This is a genomic window from Streptomyces smyrnaeus (assembly GCF_017676345.1).
GTDB classification, from domain to species: Bacteria; Actinomycetota; Actinomycetes; order Streptomycetales; family Streptomycetaceae; genus Streptomyces; species Streptomyces smyrnaeus.
The window spans coordinates 25,876-41,596 of the sequence record NZ_JAFFZM010000025.1 but is presented as its reverse complement, the minus strand read 5'-3'; the positions used below and the strand labels follow the sequence as shown (position 1 = coordinate 41,596).

The following is a 15,721-nucleotide window of genomic DNA, read 5'->3' as shown; positions in this document are numbered from 1 at the left end:
CGACGAGTGAGGAACGCCCGGACCCCCGGCAGTGGCGCACCCGGCGTATCGGCGTGCCCGAACCCGACTACGACCCGTCGGCCCCCGAGGACGTCACGATCCTCCCGGTCGGCTCCCCCGCGACGGTCCGGTCCTATGTGCGTGAGCTGCTGCGTCGGCACCGGCGTTCGTTCGTACTGATAGTGGCCGTGAACAGCGTCGCCGTCGTGGCGTCGATGGTGGGGCCGGCGCTGCTGGGCGGGCTCGTGGACGATCTGGCAGCCGGGGATCGCGAGCTGCAACTGGGGCGCATCACCCTCTGGTTCACACTCGCGCTGCTGGTGCAGACGGTCTTCACCCAGCAGGTGCGGCTGCGTGGCGCGATGCTGGGCGAGGAGATGCTCGCCGACTTGCGTGAGGACTTCCTCGTCCGCTCCGTGGGGCTGCCGCCCAGCGTGCTGGAACGGGCCGGGACGGGCGATCTGCTCTCCCGGATCACCACCGATATCGACCGGCTGGCCGACGCCATGCGGAAGGCCGTCCCCCAGCTGGCGATCGGCCTGGTGTGGGCCGCGCTGCTGATCGGGGCACTGTGTGTCACCGCGCCGCCGTTGGCGTTGGCCGTGGTGCTCGCGCTGCCCGTGCTGGTCGCCGGCTGTCGGTGGTACTTCCGCCGGGCACCGCACGCCTACCGCGCGGAGGCCGCAGGCTACGCGGCGGTGGCGGCGGCACTCGCCGAGACGGTGGACGCGGGCAGGACCGTGGAGGCCCATCGGCTGGGCGCACGCCGGGTGGCACTCTCCGAGCGCCGTGTCGCCGAGTGGACTGCCTGGGAGCGCAGGACACTGTGGCTGCGCACGGTGCTCTTCCCCACCGTCAACCTCAGCAACATGCTGATCATGGGTGGCGTACTGCTGCTGGGCGGTGTCTTCGTCCTCCAGGGGTGGATCAGCGTCGGACAGCTGACGACCGGCGCCCTGCTCGCCCAGATGCTGGTCGAGCCCGTGGGGCTGATCCTGCGCTGGTACGACGAGCTCCAGGTCGCCCAGGTCTCGCTCGCCCGGCTGGTGGGGGTACGGGAGATCGAACCGGAAGGCGGCAGCGGCACCGCGCCCGAGGGCAAGGAGGTGCGCGCCAGGGAGGTGCGCTTCGGCTACCACGCGGATGTCGATGTGCTGCACGGGGTCACGCTGGAGGTCGCCCCCGGCAGCCGGGTCGCGCTGGTCGGCCCGTCGGGCGCCGGTAAGTCGACGCTGGGACGGCTGCTGGCCGGTATCTACGGACCGCGGCGAGGCGAGGTCACCCTGGGCGGCGCCGAGTTGAGCGAGCTGCCCGCCGAGGAGGTGCGCCGCCATGTGGCGCTGGTCAACCAGGAGCACCACGTCTTCGTCGGTACCCTGCGCGACAACCTGCTGCTCGCCCGGCAGGGCGCCGAGGACGCGGAGTTGTGGGCCGCGCTGGGCGCGGTCGATGCCGACGGCTGGGTGCGGGCGCTCGGGGACGGGCTGGACAGCGAGGTCGGTTCGGGTGGGCTGACCGTCACCCCCGCTCAGGCCCAGCAGATCGCGCTCGCCCGACTGGTGCTGGCCGACCCGCACACCCTCGTACTGGACGAGGCGACGTCCCTGCTGGACCCCCGGGCCGCTCGGCACCTGGAGCGATCTCTCGCCAAGGTACTGGAAGGGCGCACGGTGGTCGCGATAGCGCACCGCCTGCACACGGCGCACGACGCCGATGTCATCGCCGTGGTGGAGGACGGCCGTATCAGCGAACTGGGCAGCCACCGAACGCTGGTGGCGGCGAACGGCCCGTACGCGGCGCTGTGGCGCTCCTGGCACGGCTGACCCCAGGAGTCGGCCGACGCGACGGGTCAGCTTCCTATGAATCCGAAGGCGACCAGGCTGCCGGCTCCGCCCAGCACCATGAAGGCGGGCATCAGTATGGCGTTCTCGACCCAGGCGCCGGCGCGGAAGCGCATGAAGCGGGGTGTGCCCAGCGGGTACCACCGCTTGCCCGCTATCGGAATCGGCCACAGGACCGGACAGCCGGAGATGGTCAGGGCGTCGCCGATGTTGTGCACCATCGCGCCCAGCACGATGGGCAGCCCCATCCACAGGTACTCCTGGCCGTCTCCGGTCAACAGCCAGTCCGCACCGTTGCCCGGCTTCTCCAGCACTCCCGCCAGGATCCAGGCGCAGGCGGCTCCCAGCAGCCACACCAGCACATCGCTGGAGACCCGGGCCATCCGCCACAGCAGTCCCTCGACGGCGAGCACCACATGGATGAAAAGGATGACCAGCACGGCCCAGCGGTCCCAGATGGCGGCGGCCGCGGAGAAGCCCGTACCTATGAACAGAGCCCAGGGCCAGGTGTGGGTGAGTGTGCGGTGGCCTCCGGAACGGCGCCGCTCGCCCCGCGAGCGGGTGCCGTTGTAGACGGCGGTGGACAGCTTGTCGACCACGCCGCACAAGGCGTGGGAGAGAGGACCGAAGGCCCGGGAGATGGTGGCGGACTTCTGGTCGAGGTCGGGCGCCAACGCGGCGCCCGCGCACAACAGCGCGCCGACGACCACCACCGGCCAGGGCATCGGATGGTCCAGCACAGCTGCGGCGGCCCCTACGCCTAGCCAGGCAGCTGCTCCCGACAGCGAGTGCGCCGGTCCCATCATGCGTATCCCCGCCCTGTCCTTCGTATCGCGTGCCTCGCGGCTCCGCCGCCGGGCCCGCGCCCCGCGCCCCCGCGCTGCTCCCGTTCGGGTCTGACGCCCGTTCGACGACACAGCGTAGCGCCCGGTGATCATCGAGAACCCACCGGTTCCCTGATCGGCCGGGGCAGCAGGCAGTATGGGGGGCGTGACAGCCACCCTTATCGACCAGATGCCGAGCGACGCCGATCCCGACGCCCTTTTCGAGGCTTTCTCCGGATGGGCGGAAGAGCGGGGTATCTCGCTCTATCCCGCCCAGGAGGAGGCACTGATCGAGGTGGTCTCGGGGGCGAACGTGATCCTGTCGACCCCGACGGGTTCCGGTAAGAGTCTGGTCGCGGCAGGGGCTCACTTCGCCGCACTCGCACAGGACAAGGTCACCTTCTACACGGCTCCGATCAAGGCACTGGTCTCGGAGAAGTTCTTCGACCTGTGCAAGCTCTTCGGCACCGAGAACGTCGGCATGCTCACCGGTGATGCCTCGGTCAACGCGGACGCCCCTGTCATCTGCTGCACTGCCGAAGTACTCGCCTCCATCGCGCTGCGTGACGGCGCGAATGCCGACATCGGCCAGGTGGTGATGGACGAGTTCCATTTCTACGCCGAGCCCGACCGGGGCTGGGCCTGGCAGATCCCGCTGCTGGAGCTGCCGCAGGCGCAGTTCATCCTGATGTCGGCGACGCTGGGTGATGTCTCCCGCTTCGAGGAGGACCTGACCCGCCGCACCGGCCGCCCCACGGCGGTCGTGCGTTCCGCGACACGCCCGGTTCCGCTGTCGTACGAGTACCGCACGACAACGCTGACGGAGACGCTGACCGAACTGCTGGAGACCCACCAGGCGCCGGTCTACATCGTGCACTTCACGCAGGCGCAGGCCGTGGAGCGGGCACAGGCACTGATGAGTATCAATATGTCGACCCGCGCGGAGAAGGACGAGATCGCCAAGGTCATCGGCAATTTCCGCTTCACCACCAAGTTCGGCCGCAACCTCTCCCGCTATGTGCGGCACGGCATCGGCGTGCACCACGCGGGGATGCTGCCGAAGTACCGGCGGCTGGTCGAGCGGCTTGCGCAAGCAGGGCTGCTGAAGGTCATCTGCGGCACGGACACCCTCGGCGTCGGAGTCAACGTTCCCATCCGGACGGTGCTGTTCACCGCGCTCACCAAGTACGACGGCAGCCGGGTGCGCACGCTGCGCGCCCGCGAGTTCCACCAGATCGCGGGCCGAGCCGGACGCGCGGGCTTCGACACCTCCGGCTTCGTCGTCGCCCAGGCCCCCGAGCATGTGATCGAGAACGAGAAGGCGCTGGCGAAGGCAGGCGACGACCCGAAGAAGCGCCGCAAGGTGGTCCGCAAGAAGGCCCCGGAGGGGTTCGTCAGCTGGGGTCAGCAGACCTTCGAGAAGCTGATCGCCTCCGACCCGGAGCCGTTGACCTCCCGCTTCCGGGTGACGCACGCCATGCTGCTCTCCGTGATCGCCCGCCCCGGTGACGCGTTCGCCCAGATGCGGCGGCTGCTGGAGGACAACCACGAGGACCGCCGCTCCCAGCTGCAGCACATTCGCCGTGCCATCGCCATCTACCGCTCGCTGCTGGACGGTGGCATCGTCGAGCGGCTGGACGAGCCGGACTCCGAGGGCCGCACCATCCGACTGACCGTCGACCTCCAGCAGGACTTCGCCCTCAACCAGCCGCTCTCCACCTTCGCCCTCGCCGCTTTCGAGCTGTTGGACCCCGAGTCGCCCTCCTACGCGCTGGACATGGTCTCGGTCGTCGAGTCGACGCTGGACGACCCGCGCCAGATCCTCGCCGCGCAGATGAACAAGGCCAAGGGCGAAGCCGTGGCCCAGATGAAGGCCGACGGGATCGAGTACGAGGAGCGGATGGAGCGGCTGATGGACATCAGCTACCCCCAGCCCCTCGAAGAGCTGCTCTTCCACGCCTACGGGCTCTACCGCAAGTCCCACCCATGGGTCGGGGACCATGCGCTCTCCCCGAAGTCGGTCATCCGCGACATGTACGAACGCGCGATGACCTTCAGCGAATTCGTCTCCTTCTACGAGCTCGCCCGCACGGAAGGCATCGTCCTGCGCTATCTGGCCGGCGCCTACAAAGCTCTCGAGCACACCGTCCCCGACGACCTCAAGTCGGAAGACTTCCAGGACATCGTCGAGTGGCTCGGTGAGATGGTCCGGCAGGTCGACTCCAGCCTGTTGGACGAGTGGGAGCAGCTGGCCAACCCGGAGGACGAGACGGCGGAGGAGGCCCAGGAACGCGCCGACCAGGTCAAGCCGGTCACCGCCAACCCCCGGGCCTTCCGGGTCCTGGTGCGCAACGCGATGTTCCGCCGGGTGGAGCTGGCCGCCATGGACAAGGTCGCCGAGCTGGGCGACCTGGACGGGGAGGCCGGCTGGGACGAGGACGCGTGGGCCGATGCCATGGACGCCTACTGGGACGAGTACGACGAGCTGGGCACCGGGCCGGACGCCCGTGGTCCGCGTCTGCTGAAGATCGAGGAGGTCCCGGAGGACCGGCTGTGGCGCGTCCGGCAGACTTTCGCCGATCCGCGTGGCGATCATGACTGGGGTATCTCGGCCGAGGTCGATCTCGTTGCCTCGGACGAGGAGGGTCGTGCGGTGGTCAAGGTGACCGACGTCGGCCCGATGTGAGTGCGGCACCCAGCGCACTTCGCAGCGCGATCGCCGCCCCGGACGTGAGAGAGGAACGCATGAGATGACCGGGCCCAGCCCTGCCGAACGCCTTGTCGATCTGCTGAACCTCGAAGAGATCGACCTCAACATCTTCCGGGGGCGGAGTCCCCACGAGTCACTCCAGCGGGTCTTCGGCGGGCAGGTGGCCGGACAGGCGCTGGTGGCGGCGGGGCGGACCGTGGACGAGGAGCGCCCCGTGCACTCGCTGCACGCGTACTTCCTGCGTCCTGGCATCCCCGGAGTGCCGATCGTGTACCAGGTGGAGCGGGTCCGGGACGGGCGGTCCTTCACCACGCGCCGCGTGGTCGCCGTCCAGCAGGGCCGCACGATCTTCAATCTGACCGCCTCCTTTCATATTCGAGAGCCCGGTTTCGAGCACCAGATGCCGATGCCCCGGGTGCCGGAGCCCGAGAGCCTTCCGCAACTCGCGGACGAGATCCGTGAGCGCCTGGGCTCGCTGCCTGTGCCGCTGGAGCGCATGGCCCGACGACAGGCTTTCGACCTGCGCTATGTGGACCGGCTGCGATGGAACACCTCCGAGCTCGAAGGGGTCGAGCCGCGCAGCGCGGTGTGGATGCGCGCGATCGGGTCCCTCGGTGACGACCCGCTCGTGCACACCTGCGCACTGACCTACGCCAGCGACATGACGCTGCTCGACGCGGTACGCCTGCCCGTCGAGCCGCTGTGGGGGCCGCGGAACTTCGATACCGCCTCGTTGGACCACGCCATGTGGTTCCACCGGCCGTTCCGTGCCGACGAGTGGTTCCTCTACCAGCAGGAGTCACCCATCGCCACGGGTGCGCGGGGTCTTGCCCGGGGCCAGATCTTCGACCGCGAGGGGAGGTTGATCGTCTCGGTGATGCAGGAGGGACTGTTCCGCCCGCACAGCCCCGAGCGGAACGAGACGCCCCCTGCTCCGGCTCAGGAGAAGACCCCAGGGCAGGCGACCTCGACCTGAGCCGTTCGCCGGTTGCTCGGCCGACCTGGCGGACCCGCGCGGCGCGGGAGCGCCCGGCGCACCTGGGCGGCGCGGGAACGGCTCCGGTTCACCGGGCCGGGCGAGCGGCGGGCTTCGGCCTGCGGCGCCGCAGCAGCGACCAGCGCCGCCGGGGAACCGCGACGGAGGGGGGTCCCGCAACCGGCCGCGCGGTACCGGGATCGGGCCGCGCGCCCACCTCCGGAACCGGCTGGAGGAGATGCCCTTCCTCCAGGTCGGGCGCCGACCGGGAGGTGGCCCGGCGGCGGAGGGCAGGTGCGGCTGCGACCGCCTCGGCGGCCCTGGCCGTCTCCAGCTCCGCGTCCAGCAGGAACCGGTGCCAGCGGATCTCCTCCTCGCCCTCGGCAAGACACAGCTCCGCCAGGGTGTCCCGGGTGGCCTTCGAAACGCTGCGCACCTCCAGGAAGCACGGGCGCAGGCGCTCGAGCCGGGCCCGTTCGCCGGGGTCGGGCACGGCCTCGGCGAGGGTGGCGTCGTCCAGCACGCTCGCTCGTACCGCGGCCTGCTCCCAGGGGCCGACTGCGTGCCGCACCAACTGGTTGAGGCGCCGCTGCCGCCAGCAGCGGGCACGATGGTCGGTGCCGGCCTGGAGCTTGGCCCGCATACCCGCCGGCAGCCGTCCCGTCAGCAGCATCGGATTGTTCTCCGCGAAGTCCCGCAGCTCTTCCACCAGATAGAGCCACACCACCGTGCGATAACGGTTCACATAGAAGCTGACCGGGCCGAAACAACCGGCCCTGGCGAGGCGGGCGAACCGGGCCGGGCTGATGTCCAGCAGTTCGGAGGCCTCACTCGCGCCCATGACGCGCAGCCGCTCCCGCAGCCCGCCGGGGAAATCCGGCGCCCCCTTGATCCGCTCCAGCTCTTGGCGTGGCACCCGGCGGGCTCCTCCCGGCGGCCCCGGCACCGTGCGTACGTGATCGGTCTGCACCGCCAGCTCGAACTCCCTGGGACGCAGCCCCAGCTCCTTCGCGGCCGTGCGCAGCGCCACGTCGGCCGGGTGGCGGAACGGTGCCGGCGCGCGGCGGTCCACAGGCTTGGCTCGCATATCGTCATCCCCCGTCGGTACTCGACTACCTTGCGTGAAAACGACGATAGCCCGCTGCCGCGATTCCCGCCGCGCCTGTGGATAACTTTGCTGAACCGCAGGTCAGTTGCCGTTTCGCGCTGCCAGTCCCAAGTGTTCGCCGACGCGGTTGACCAGAAGTGTCATCTCGTAGGCGACCTGGCCGATGTCCGCTTCGGCCTCGGCGAGGACGCACAGACAGCTGCCGTCCCCGGCGGCCATCACGAAGAGCACTCCCTCATCGAACTCGATCATGGTCTGGCGCACTCGTCCGGCCTTGAAGTGCTGACCGGACCCCTTGGCCAGGCTGTGCAGCCCGGACGAGACCGCGGCCAGATGCTCCGCGTCCTCCCGCTCCAGATCGTGGCTGCTCCCGGTCACCAACCCGTCGTTGGAGAGGACCAGCGCGTGCCGGACCGACGAGATCCGCTTCGTGAGGTCGTCCAGCAACCAGTCGAGTCCCGTGTTCAGTGCCACCACGCGCCCCCTTTTCCTCGGCATCTGCCGTGCCACCCTTACCCACAAGAGCACAGTGAGCAACCACAAGGTCCTGTTCTGTTGCGCACAGTTACTCCCCTGTCGCACCTGTCACAGCGGCATCGCCGAACAGAAGTGCGGGCTTCCACTCCTCAGCTGCCCGCACGCGGGAAGATGAGGAGCATGACACACGACTTGGCAGACGACCGGGCGGCGGTCCGGGCCTTCTTCGGCGAGCGGGCCGCTCGCTGGGACACCCGGTTCCCCGACGACGGTCCGGCGTTCGCCGCGGCCGTGGAGGAAACCGCCCTGCGGCCCGGCGACACGGTGCTCGACGCGGGATGCGGCACCGGGCGGGCCCTGCCCGAGCTGCGTGCCGCGGTGGGCCCGGACGGCACCGTGCTGGGCGCCGACCTCACTCCCGCGATGCTGGACGAGGCCGTCCGGGCCGGCCGGCACCGGACTGCCGCGCTGCTGCTCGCGGACGTCTCCCGACTGCCGTTGCGGGACCGCTGTCTGGACGCCGTGTTCGGAGCCGGACTGATCTCCCACCTCCCCGGCCCGGACAGCGGACTGCGCGAACTGGCCCGCGTGGTACGCCCGAAGGGCCGTCTGGCGCTCTTCCACCCGGTGGGCCGCGCCGCGCTGGCGGCTCGGCAGGGCAGGCAGATCACCCCGGACGACATCCGGGCCGAGCCGCGCTTGCGTACCCTGCTGGCCGCCACCGGCTGGCGGTTGCTGTCGTACGTGGACCGGGACGACCGGTATCTTGCGCTGGCCGAGCGGGAAGCGGAGTGACCCACCGGGCGTGCCGGGTTCTGAGACCTCTCGGTGCGTGGGCGTCGGAAGTCCGGGCCCCAACGCACGGCCCCGCCGCTCCGTCTTTCAGGAGCACCCCGGTTCCTCCTTCGGCACATGAGGCACCGGGCAGGCCGATACACCTCCCGCCCCTCCGGCCGGGAAGGTGCCGAGGTCCGCGATGCGGTAGTCGCCCGGGTAGCCGGGGTAGCTCTTGATCTCCGGGTTCTGCCGGGCGTAGTGCGGCCTGCGGCGAGGCGGCATCAACCGGACGCCCCGGCCCCGAAGCCGCAGCGCACCCCGTGTCAGTCGACGGGCGAGCGCCCCGGGCTCGTCGTAGCGGAAGGCCCGTAGCAAGGAGTCGTCCAGCAGGGCCAGGCTGGCACCGCGCACCACGGGGGCGAGCGGACGCGGATACCAGGAGGCCATCAGATCAAGGGTGGCATCGGAGACTTTCCGCGCCCCTTCGTCCCACCCGAAGTGGGTCTCTTCGTAGGAGTCGAGAAAGTCCTCGAACTCCTCGTAGCTGCGGGGAATCTCTTTGATGCCCATGTGGCGCCCGAGCGATCGATAGTAGTGGCTGACGGCCCGCAGCTCATGATGGGTGAGACGGCGCCAGCCGTAGGCGTCGAGCCAGCGCTTGGGCATGACGACGAATGTGCACAGGACGTAACGCATGTCGTCGTCGGTGATGTCGTAGGCGCGGTGCATCTGGTTGATCCGGCGGATGGCCGTGCGCCCCTGCGCGCTCTCGAAGCCGTGCTCGACGACGGTGTCCAGGAGGAGCGCTGTGTCGTCGTAGCGCTTCTGCGAGCGGTCGGTCAGCTCGGCGGTGCGGGCCAGCAGTCTGCCGATGCTGGGCACGGCGTAGGTCCGGTACAGGGCGAGTTCGAGAGCTCGGGTGAAGTCCCAGGGGAACTCATAGGCGGCGATCAGTCGGTAGATCTCGTGCGAGTCCTCTTCCGGGTCCAGCTGGAGGATGTGCCTGAGCCGGTCGTAGCGCCGCACGTGGTGCCCCTCTCATCGGATTCACTGCGTCTGTCACAGACACATTTCGGCTTCCTGCCGCGGACCCATTCCATCTGTCGCGGACGCGCTCCGAGGGCTATCGTCACCGAGATCCGCCAGGAAGGGGAGGTCACCGGTGGCCGCGGAAGAGGAAGATTCGCTCTATGTGCTGACTGCCGTGCTGCTGACGCCCGCGCAGTTCCCGAGTGTGCTGGGGGACGACTACCCCGCGGCATGCGCCGTGCTGGGGCTGGAGCCCTACGCCGAGGGGTACGGGCTGGTACTGGGGCAGGACGGCACCGGTGCGCGCTGGACCGTGGTGACCGAGGACGTGACGCAGGTGGCCTGTGCCGTGGCGGCATGGGACTGCGGCATGGAAGCCGATCTGTCTCCCGACGAACGGGACGTCGCCGCGGTGCTGCCCGGATGGCCGCTGTCGCTCGCCGTCTCCGCACCCGGTCTTCCCGAGCCGCACGACCCCGTGCTGGACGCAGAGCTCGACACGAGCGGCCCGGTGCTCTCGCCGCCGGACACCTCCGGCTGGGGACCCGCCCAGCGGCGTCTCGGTGCGGACGAGATAGCGCTCCAGTGGGCGCAGTGGCGGGCGCAGGTCGAGGAGGACGTGGAGTTCGTGGAGTCGGGAGGAGAAGCCGAAACCGACATCCAGGTGCAGCGTGTGCTGGAGGAAGTGCGGGCCTATCTGGAGACGCCTCCGCCGCCCGGGCGGATTCGGTCCGCCTTCGCCTCGGGCGATGCCCGCACGCTGCGCGCGGACGGCCCTGGGTGGAGTGTGGTGGCGCGCACCGACGACATCGCCTTCGTCCTGCTGGACGAAGCGCCCGGCGAGGTGCGGCCGGTGGGCCGCGGTCGTGAACTGCCCGAGCTCCTCTCGGCGCTCGACGGGATCGCGCTACGTCCGGCGGCGTGACGGGCCACACCGAAAGATGCCGACACCTGTGCCCGGCGGGAATGCGCCCGGCACGCATCGTTCCGACGGATCCGTCGGGGCTTGCGATGGATCCGTTGCGGCTTCGACGCGCTTCAGCGCTCCTCTGCGGCCCGGCTCCCGAGCCCGGGCCCCGGCGGAAAGGCCCGGTCAGTGGAGGCAAGGCGTACGGCCACTGCTAACGGCCGAGTTCCTTGCGGCTGACTCTGCGCAGCCTGCGCCGCTGCGAGGAGTCGAGCGTCAGATAGGCGACCGCGGGTACGCCCACGATCACCAGTAGAGCGATCCAGAACGACGTCAGCCACCACAGCAGCAGTCCGACCGCTACCCCGCCGACGGCGACTTTTGCTCGATTGGTCATCTCGGTACCTCCTCCGCACCGGCGGCACACCCACTGCTGTCCAGTCCGGTATCTCCGCCTCTCACTCCATTGAACGCCATCCGGACACGGCGGGTTCCCTCCGCGCCGCGCGCTGGCGGGTTCGCGGCCTCCTGCGCGCGATTTTCCCCGGTGTGCCACACCTGGGCCCGAGGTGATGTACCCTCGACCGCTCCCGCTCGCTAGTCAAATTTGAGGAATGCATCAGCACTGTGGCCGAGACCCTGGCAAGCACTTCCTGGATGTCCCAGCTCACCCACTGTGTGGCCGTCTTTCTGCCCGCAGACCCGCCACGCCGCTCCCGGATCGCCTTCCGGCGCCCCGAGGGAGTCTCCCACCCCACCGACAGGGCCCTCCCCGCACCGCCCGGCCCACAGGCCGGCGACGCGGACAGCGGCGATCATCGTTCCGCTGAAACCGTCGAGCTGACGGTTGTCGTCCCGACCGAGGGCGGCGTGGAGACCCGCACAGTTCCCGCGGTCACGCTCCCTGTGGCCGCGGCCCTCCCGGTTCTCACCCGGGCGTACGCCGCACGTACGGAGGAGGGCACAGAGCCCACGACGGCCTTCTGGGGCGCCACCGCGCTGTTCGCACTGCGGCTGGCTGCCCAGGGTCGGCTGCTGCCAGGGCTGAGCCCCGCCGGTTACGACGCCTGGCGGCTGGGCCCGCTCACGAGCGACGACACCACCACAGTGGCGGAACTGGCCGCTGCGATGCCTCCGGACGCGCACGCTGTCCCACTGCCCGGACCCGGTCCGCTCCGCATGCCGGCACCCGGTCCTTCGGTGCGGGGCTTCCTGGACGCCGTCGCCGACACGCTTCCGCGCACCCCTGCCGCTCCGCTGGCAGTCGGAACACCCGCCTTCACCGGTGACGAACCACTCGCCGTACCCGAACTGCAGGAGTGGGCCGCCGATGTGGCAGCAGGAATCGATGCGGGGGTCCGGCTGTCGCTGCGCATCGAGATCGACGGTCTGCCCCCGACGGACGACGTCTCAGGACAGGGTGGGAGCGAACACAAGACGCAGGAGGGCCGGCGGGATCCCGCCTTCCGCGGAGTACTGCAGCTCCACGCCCCGGCCGACAGCACACTGATCGCCGACGCAGCAGAGGTCTGGGCAGGTACGTCACCCCTCGCCGAGCGGTTCGGACCACGGGCGCGCACGGACGCGCTGCTCGCGCTGCGTCGGGCAGCGGCAGCCTGGGATGCGCTGACCCCACTGCTCTCGGCAGCGGTACCTGACGCGATCGACCTCGCCGACGAGGAAATCGCCGAACTGCTGGGCACCTCGGTGCCCCGCGCACTGGCGGCAGCTGGTGTCCAGGTGCACTGGCCGCGCGAGTTCGCTCGCTCGCTCACCTCACGCGCCGTGATCGGCCCGGGGGACGAGACGGAAGAGACCGGCGCGAGCCGGAAGTCCCCGTTCACCGCGGGACTCCCCTCCCAGCTCTCCCCGGACGCACTGCTGCGCTTCGACTGGCGCTTCGCCATCGGCGGCCAGGAGGTGACCCGGGCCGAGCTCGACCAGCTGGCCGAAGCGGGACGGCCACTGGTGCGACTGCGCGACCAGTGGGTGCTCGTCGACCCGGAGGAGATACAGGCAGCCCGACAGCGCGAGGACCACAAGGTCGGCACGCTCGAAGCTCTGAACGCCGTCCTCACCGGTACGGCCGAGCAGAAGGGCGAACGTGTCGAGGTCGAGGCCACCGGGTGGCTGGAAGCGCTCCGGGAACGGCTCTCCGATCCGGAGCGCCGCGAGGAGCCGCCCTTGCCACCGCCCGCCGAACTTCAGGCCACACTGCGCGACTACCAGTTGCGCGGTCTGGACTGGCTGCACCGGATGACCTCGCTCGGTCTCGGGGGCTGCCTCGCCGACGACATGGGCCTGGGCAAGACCATCACCCTGATCGCGCTCCACCTGCGCAGGCAGCAGACCGAGGAGACCGCGGGTCCGACCCTGGTGGTGTGTCCCGCCTCGCTGATGGGCAACTGGCAGCGGGAGATCGAACGGTTCGCCCCCGGCACCCCTGTACGTCGCTACCACGGTCCGGGCCGCTCCCTTGAGCAGCTGCGCGAGGGCGAGTTCGTGCTGACCACCTATGGCACGATGCGACTGGACGCCGACCGGCTGCTCCCCGGCGAGGGCGAGGTGTGGGGCATGGTCGTCGCGGACGAGGCCCAGCACGTGAAGAATCCGTTCGCCGCCACTGCCAAGGCACTGCGCACACTTCCCGCTCGGGCGCGCGTGGCGCTGACAGGCACACCGGTGGAGAACAACCTCTCGGAGCTGTGGGCGGTCCTCGACTGGACCACCCCGGGGCTCCTGGGCCGGCTCGGCACGTTCCGCAGGCACTACGCGGACGCTGCCGAGGGCGGTGATCCGGTGGCGGCCGAGCGGCTGGCGCGGCTTGTGAGGCCGTTCCTGCTGCGGCGGCACAAGACCGATCCCGGCATCGCACCCGAGCTGCCTCCGAAGACGGAGACGGACCGGGCGGTCTCTTTGACCACCGAACAGGCCGGGCTGTACGAGGCCGTGGTCCGGGAGAGCCTGGCGGCGCTGCACGGTACCGACGGGTTCGAGCGGCGCGGGCTGGTGGTCAAGCTGCTCACCGCTCTCAAGCAGATCTGCAACCACCCCGCGCAGTACCTCAAGGAGGACAGCGGCCGGCTTCCAGGCCGTTCGGGGAAGCTGGAGCTGCTGGACGAGTTGCTGGACACCCTTCTCGCGGAGGAGGCGAGCGTGCTCGTCTTCACGCAGTACGTGCAGATGGCGCATCTGCTGGAACGTCACCTGGCTGCACGTGGTGTGGCGAGCCAGTGTCTGCACGGCGGCACCCCGGTGGCTCGGCGCGAGGAGATGGTGCGCCGCTTCCAGGAGGGTGCCGCACCGGTGTTTCTGCTCTCCCTCAAGGCAGCCGGGACGGGACTGAATCTCACCCGGGCGAGCCATGTCATCCATTACGACCGCTGGTGGAACCCGGCGGTCGAGGCCCAGGCGACCGATCGCGCCTACCGCATCGGGCAGACGCAGCCCGTACAGGTCCACCGACTCATCACCGAGGGAACCATCGAGGACCGAATCGCCGACATGCTGCGGCGCAAGCAGGCACTCGCGGACGCCGTACTGGGCTCCGGCGAGACGGCGCTGACCGAGCTGACGGACGCCGAGTTGGCGGAGCTCGTCGAGCTGCGGAAGGTGGAGCGTTGAGCGAGTACGGGACGACGCACGAAGAGGAAGCGGAAATGGACGCGAACGGGGGGACGGACGACACCGGCGTGATGGACGACGGCGATCGGACGGAGGGCAGCGGATCCGGTGACCGGGAGCGGGTCTTCGCACCGTTGCCCCCCGCTCGCGGCCAGGGCTTCGCCCGCACCTGGTGGGGGCAGACATGGCTGAAGGCGCTCGAGGAGACCGCGCTGGACAACGCACAGCTCAAGCGGGGCCGAGCGTTCGCCCGGAAGGGCGCGGTAGGTGCCGTCTCCGTGCGGCCTGGTCGCATCACCGCCGTGGTGCTCGGCTCGGACCGCACGCCGTGCCGGGCCGATGTGCTGCTGCGCGAGCTGGACGAGAACGAGTGGGAGCGTCTGCTGGAGGTGATCGTCGAACAGGCCGGCCATATCGCTGCCCTGTTGGACCGCGACATGCCGCCCCGCCTGGTGGAGGACGCGGCAGACGTCGGGATCGAGCTGCTTCCTGGTATCGGTGATCTGGAGCCCGAGTGTGCTTGCGGAGCGTGGGATCACTGTCCGCACACTGCCGCACTCAGCTACCAGACGGCCCGGCTGCTGGACGAGGACCCGTTCGCGCTGCTGCTGATGCGCGGGCGCGGAGAACGCGAGCTGCTGAACGCCCTTCAGGAGCGCAGCACGGCGCGAGCCGCCGGGCAGACCACCGGCGGCACGGTGACGCCTGCGGAGCAGGAGGAGTCGCAGGGGGTGGAAGCTGTCGAGGCGTTCGCGCTGGGAGTACTGCTTCCTCCGTTGCCCGAACCGCCCTCCCCGGTGCGTGAGACGGGACAGATCGCGGCGTTGGAGGGTGGCGCCGCCCGGGCGCCGGGGCTGGACGTCGACGCGCTGACCTTTCTCGCTTCGCACTCCGCCGCGACGGCTCGCCGCATGCTCGCGGAGGCCGTCTCGCCGGGGCACGGCACCCGCCCGCTGCCGCGGCCGCTGACGGCCTGGGAGGATGCCGTACGGCTCGCGGCCGCACAACCTGGACGCGCGGTGGCCTCGCGGCTCGCGGAGGGCTGCGGCCGTACCGAGTCCGAGCTCGCGGTGGCCGTGCGTGCCTGGGAGTTCGGGGGCGCTGAAGCACTGACCGTGCTGGAGGGCGGCTGGTCACCGTCCGACGAGGCGCTGCACCGTGCTACCGAACAGCTCGACCTCGCCTGGGGGGAGGAGGAGCCCCGCCCCACGCTGCGGGCGTCGGGCGCCTGCTGGACGGCTGTGGGGACGGACGCCCAGCTGCGGTACGGGCCGGACGGCCGATGGTGGCCCTATCACAGGCGGCAACGCTCGTGGTGGCCGGCAGGCGGCCCGGAACGGGACCCGGCGGCTGCTTTGTCCGTGGCCCTGGCCGACGAGGCGGAGCCGAGCAGCGGAGCGGCCTGAGCGCGCCTGTGCCGCCGTCCTTGGAACAGGGCGGCGGCACAG

General features: G+C 70.3%; 12 protein-coding genes. 7 read left to right on the top strand and 5 right to left on the bottom strand.

The genetic code is table 11. The annotated features are described in order from the left end of the window. The first annotated feature begins 47 nt into the window (after positions 1–47). Positions 48–1,823 (top strand): ABC transporter ATP-binding protein, encoded by a 1,776-nt coding sequence (locus JW613_RS30380; protein WP_209214124.1) that lies wholly within the window; start codon positions 48–50, stop codon positions 1,821–1,823. Positions 1,824–1,849: 26 nt separating this feature from the next. Here the strand turns inward: JW613_RS30380 and JW613_RS30375 are convergent, their stop codons facing one another. Next, positions 1,850–2,647 carry a metal-dependent hydrolase gene (locus JW613_RS30375; RefSeq protein ID WP_209214091.1) on the bottom strand — a complete coding sequence of 266 codons (798 nt, stop codon included), beginning with the start codon at positions 2,645–2,647 and terminating at the stop codon, positions 1,850–1,852. Positions 2,648–2,822: 175 nt separating this feature from the next. Between JW613_RS30375 and JW613_RS30370 the strand changes: the two genes are divergently transcribed. Next, on the top strand, positions 2,823–5,351 hold the full coding sequence (locus JW613_RS30370; RefSeq protein WP_209214090.1) for a DEAD/DEAH box helicase: 2,529 nt from the start codon (positions 2,823–2,825) through the stop codon (positions 5,349–5,351). 64 nt (positions 5,352–5,415) lie between these two features. After that, the gene (gene tesB / locus JW613_RS30365) at positions 5,416–6,351 is read left to right on the top strand and encodes an acyl-CoA thioesterase II (protein WP_209214089.1); all 936 of its coding nucleotides are present in this window, start codon (positions 5,416–5,418) and stop codon (positions 6,349–6,351) included. Between the two features lie 88 nt (positions 6,352–6,439). Here tesB and JW613_RS30360 read toward each other — a convergent pair whose 3' ends face one another. Beyond that, positions 6,440–7,438 (bottom strand): DUF6397 family protein, encoded by a 999-nt coding sequence (locus JW613_RS30360; RefSeq protein ID WP_245226546.1) that lies wholly within the window; start codon positions 7,436–7,438, stop codon positions 6,440–6,442. 102 nt (positions 7,439–7,540) lie between these two features. Continuing rightward, the gene (locus JW613_RS30355; RefSeq protein WP_099886967.1) at positions 7,541–7,933 is read right to left on the bottom strand and encodes a roadblock/LC7 domain-containing protein; all 393 of its coding nucleotides are present in this window, start codon (positions 7,931–7,933) and stop codon (positions 7,541–7,543) included. 183 nt (positions 7,934–8,116) lie between these two features. Here JW613_RS30355 and JW613_RS30350 point away from each other — a divergent pair, with 183 nt between their 5' ends. After that, entirely contained in the window at positions 8,117–8,731 is a 615-nt protein-coding gene (locus tag JW613_RS30350) for a class I SAM-dependent methyltransferase (RefSeq protein ID WP_209214088.1), read from the top strand. A gap of 87 nt (positions 8,732–8,818) precedes the next feature. Here JW613_RS30350 and JW613_RS30345 read toward each other — a convergent pair whose 3' ends face one another. Continuing rightward, positions 8,819–9,739, bottom strand: a complete 921-nt coding sequence (locus JW613_RS30345) for an oxygenase MpaB family protein (protein WP_209214087.1) — start codon at positions 9,737–9,739, stop codon at positions 8,819–8,821. Between the two features lie 136 nt (positions 9,740–9,875). On the opposite strand from JW613_RS30345, the gene JW613_RS30340 reads away from it, so the two are divergent. Beyond that, the gene (locus JW613_RS30340; protein ID WP_209214086.1) at positions 9,876–10,667 is read left to right on the top strand and encodes a hypothetical protein; all 792 of its coding nucleotides are present in this window, start codon (positions 9,876–9,878) and stop codon (positions 10,665–10,667) included. Positions 10,668–10,863: 196 nt separating this feature from the next. On the opposite strand, the gene JW613_RS30335 is transcribed toward JW613_RS30340, so the two are convergent. Continuing rightward, the gene (locus JW613_RS30335) at positions 10,864–11,046 is read right to left on the bottom strand and encodes a tail-anchor membrane protein (protein WP_099885707.1); all 183 of its coding nucleotides are present in this window, start codon (positions 11,044–11,046) and stop codon (positions 10,864–10,866) included. Positions 11,047–11,306: 260 nt separating this feature from the next. Between JW613_RS30335 and JW613_RS30330 the strand changes: the two genes are divergently transcribed. Both JW613_RS30330 and JW613_RS30325 read left to right on the top strand, forming a co-directional pair. After that, positions 11,307–14,273, top strand: a complete 2,967-nt coding sequence (locus JW613_RS30330) for an SCO1167/SCO6262 family helicase (protein ID WP_209214085.1) — start codon at positions 11,307–11,309, stop codon at positions 14,271–14,273. A 71-nt stretch (positions 14,274–14,344) separates the two neighbouring features. Beyond that, on the top strand, positions 14,345–15,679 hold the full coding sequence (locus JW613_RS30325; protein ID WP_245226556.1) for an SWIM zinc finger family protein: 1,335 nt from the start codon (positions 14,345–14,347) through the stop codon (positions 15,677–15,679). Positions 15,680–15,721 lie beyond the last annotated feature (42 nt).

Coding starts and splice junctions, on each gene's coding strand:
- JW613_RS30375 (WP_209214091.1), bottom strand. CDS start 2,647: ATGATGGGACCGGCGCACTCGCTGTCGGGAGCAGCTGCCTGGCTAGGC.
- JW613_RS30370 (WP_209214090.1), top strand. CDS start 2,823: ATGGGGGGCGTGACAGCCACCCTTATCGACCAGATGCCGAGCGACGCC.
- tesB (WP_209214089.1), top strand. CDS start 5,416: ATGACCGGGCCCAGCCCTGCCGAACGCCTTGTCGATCTGCTGAACCTC.
- JW613_RS30360 (WP_245226546.1), bottom strand. CDS start 7,438: ATGCGAGCCAAGCCTGTGGACCGCCGCGCGCCGGCACCGTTCCGCCAC.
- JW613_RS30350 (WP_209214088.1), top strand. CDS start 8,117: ATGACACACGACTTGGCAGACGACCGGGCGGCGGTCCGGGCCTTCTTC.
- JW613_RS30335 (WP_099885707.1), bottom strand. CDS start 11,046: ATGACCAATCGAGCAAAAGTCGCCGTCGGCGGGGTAGCGGTCGGACTG.
- JW613_RS30330 (WP_209214085.1), top strand. CDS start 11,307: ATGTCCCAGCTCACCCACTGTGTGGCCGTCTTTCTGCCCGCAGACCCG.
- JW613_RS30325 (WP_245226556.1), top strand. CDS start 14,345: ATGGACGACGGCGATCGGACGGAGGGCAGCGGATCCGGTGACCGGGAG.